Genomic DNA, 2584 nt, shown 5'->3' on the forward strand with positions numbered 1-2584 from the left:
GCGCGGCTGTTCGCGTTGGGCACGGGCCGCCGTGAACATTTGTGTCACCTCCGGTGAATTGAGACCGACATGAAACTCTTCGACTGCCCGCATTGCGGCCATCGCATCTATTTCGAGAACGCCCAGTGCCTGAACTGCGGGAACCCCGTGCTCTACGATCCCGAGCACGCCTGTTTTGCGCTGGCGGGCGTCGATGGCGTCTTCCAGTGCACCAACGCCGATGAATGCGCCTGCAACTGGATGGCGGAACCGGGTCACGCTTTTTGCCGCGCTTGCGTGCTGAACCAGCTGATCCCGGATCTCTCCGTCGACGGCAACCGCCGCCGCTGGATCCGTGTCGAAGCGGCGAAGAAGCGCGCCATCTACTCGCTGCTGGCCTTCGGGCTGCCGGTGGCGCCCAAGCAGAACCCGGCCGACGAGATCGGCCTGGCATTCGACTTCCTCGCCGATCCGATCGGCGGCGGCCCCGGCGGCGAGCGGATTCTTACCGGCCACGACAATGGCCTGATCACGCTCAACGTCGCCGAGGCGGATTCGGCCGAGCGCGAGAAGCGGCGCGTCGAGATGGGCGAGAACTACCGCACCTTGCTCGGTCATTTCCGCCACGAGCTCGGGCACTATTACTGGGACCGCCTCATCCGCGACGATCCGCACAGGCTCGAAGCTTTCCGCGCACTGTTCGGCGACGACCGCGCCGATTACGAACAGGCGCTGAAGGCCTATTATGCCAATGGTGCGCCGCCCGACTGGCAGCAAGGCCACATCTCGGCCTATGCGACCTCGCATCCATGGGAAGACTGGGCCGAGACCTGGGCTCATCACCTGCACATCACCGACACGCTGGAAATGGTGCACGCGCTGAACTTTCCGCTCGGCCGGCTGGAGACGGTGGAGGCCAACGACTTGCCGCGCGGCGACACAGGCGGCGGGTTGCAGGCCGCACCCTCGGAGCCGGCGACCGCGCCCCAGCCTTTCGAAAAGATTCTTCCCCGCTGGCTGGTGCTGTCGGAAGCCTCCAATTCGATCAACCGCTGCATGGGCCTGCCCGACCTCTACCCCTTTGTCATTTCGGACGTCACGGCACGGAAATTGGAATTCGTTCACGAACTTCTGACCGATTTGCCTGGAGAACACGGAACAAATCGTGAGTTGGCGCAGGCGCTTTAGCGGGAACGCATGAGCTGCTGCCCCGTTTTCGCTGGCGAGGGACCATGAAAACGGAGAGAAACCATGAAATCCCTGTTGTTTCCTGCGGTAGCCGGAATGCTGACCGTGATGTCAGGCGCCGCGTTTGCCGATACCGCCGTCTCAGCCGTCACCGATCTTAACGTGCGCGCCGGACCCGGCCCGCAATATCCCGTGATCGGCGTGCTCGCCGCCGGCCAGTCGGCAACGCTCAATGGCTGCATCGAAAACAGCAAATGGTGCACCATAGCCGAGGCCGGCGGCCAGGGCTGGGTCTATTCCGACTATGTGACGGCCGATATCGGCGGCAGCCGCGTGGTGCTGACGGAACGGCGCTCCAGCGTTGCTGTCGTCTCGCCGCCGGAGGACATCGGCAACTACTCGACCGATTATACCGGCGCGATCATCGCCAGCGATCCGGTCGTGGATGACTTCCCGCCGCCTCCGGCTGAAGTCCGCACCTATGTCGATACACATCGCCTCGATCCCATCTATCTCGAAGGCGAAGTGGTGACCGGCGCGACCCTGCCCGACACCGTCGAGCTGCGCGAGATTCCGGACTACAATTACCGCTATGTCTATGTGAACGGCCAGCGGGCGCTGATCGATCCGCAGACCCGGCGCATCATGTACGTCGTTCGCTGACGACAAGCGGCCGCTGTGACAGCAGCGGCCGCCAGCAGGCCGCGCCGCCGCGCGGCGCTCTCCTGCGCTCTGGCCTAGTCCTTTGCGGAAAACCATTCCGATTTTCCCGGCCATCGGTTAGTCAATAGGCGATGACTTTGGCAAGGGAGCCCGCGTGACCATCGATCCGGCCGCCTTCGAGCGTTACAGGCATTCGCCGAACGCCAGGACGACCTTACCGCGCCTGTTGCTCGGAACGGGGATCGTGGTCCTTTTTTGGGCAGCAACCACCGTGGCCGTGCTGGTCGGCGGCACCTATGCGTTCATCGCCTGGCAGGCGACCCCATCATCCGGCATTCAGGGCTTCCTCGCTTCGCCCCTCGGCATCCTCACCGCGCTCGTCTCGTTTGCCGGCATCTGGATCGGCCTGTGGGTCGCGATGCGCTGGGTGCATGGCGAGAAGCTGTCGGCGCTGATCGGCAACAGCCGACGAGTTTCATGGCCCGACTTCCTCAAAGGGCTGATCGCCGTGCTGATCACGTCGTTCATATCCGAGGTCCTGCTCTATCTCTTGCAGCCGCAGATCACGCGTGGCCCGATCAGCTTGTCATCCTGGCTGCTGTTTGCGATCCCGATCGCCGCGCTCACCTTGGTGCAGACCTCTTCGGAAGAGCTGCTGTTTCGCGGCTATCTGCTGCGCGGTCTCGCCAGCCGGTTCACGAGCCCGGTAATCTGGGCCCTGCTGCCGGCCCTGCTGTTCACCTCGCTGCATTGG

At 63.7% G+C, this 2584-nt stretch carries 3 protein-coding genes; all 3 read left to right on the plus strand.

Annotated features, from left to right (window positions below):
• The first annotated feature begins 69 nt into the window (after window positions 1-69).
• A complete protein-coding gene (locus tag EN984_RS30635; protein ID WP_127269500.1) occupies window positions 70-1167 on the plus strand; it encodes a putative zinc-binding metallopeptidase in 1098 nt (365 codons plus the stop codon).
• A 63-nt stretch (window positions 1168-1230) separates the two neighbouring features.
• Window positions 1231-1830, plus strand: a complete 600-nt coding sequence (locus EN984_RS30640; protein ID WP_127269501.1) for a DUF1236 domain-containing protein — start codon at window positions 1231-1233, stop codon at window positions 1828-1830.
• 154 nt (window positions 1831-1984) lie between these two features.
• A partial coding sequence (locus EN984_RS30645; RefSeq protein WP_164765759.1) for a CPBP family glutamic-type intramembrane protease occupies window positions 1985-2584 on the plus strand: 600 nt, incomplete at its 3' end.

This window comes from Mesorhizobium sp. M7A.F.Ca.CA.004.12.1.1 (assembly GCF_003997835.1).
Taxonomy (GTDB): domain Bacteria; phylum Pseudomonadota; class Alphaproteobacteria; order Rhizobiales; family Rhizobiaceae; genus Mesorhizobium.

Excerpts from the sequence above, each read along its gene's own strand:
- EN984_RS30635 (WP_127269500.1), top strand. The coding sequence starts at position 70 with ATGAAACTCTTCGACTGCCCGCATTGCGGCCATCGCATCTATTTCGAG.
- EN984_RS30640 (WP_127269501.1), top strand. The coding sequence starts at position 1,231 with ATGAAATCCCTGTTGTTTCCTGCGGTAGCCGGAATGCTGACCGTGATG.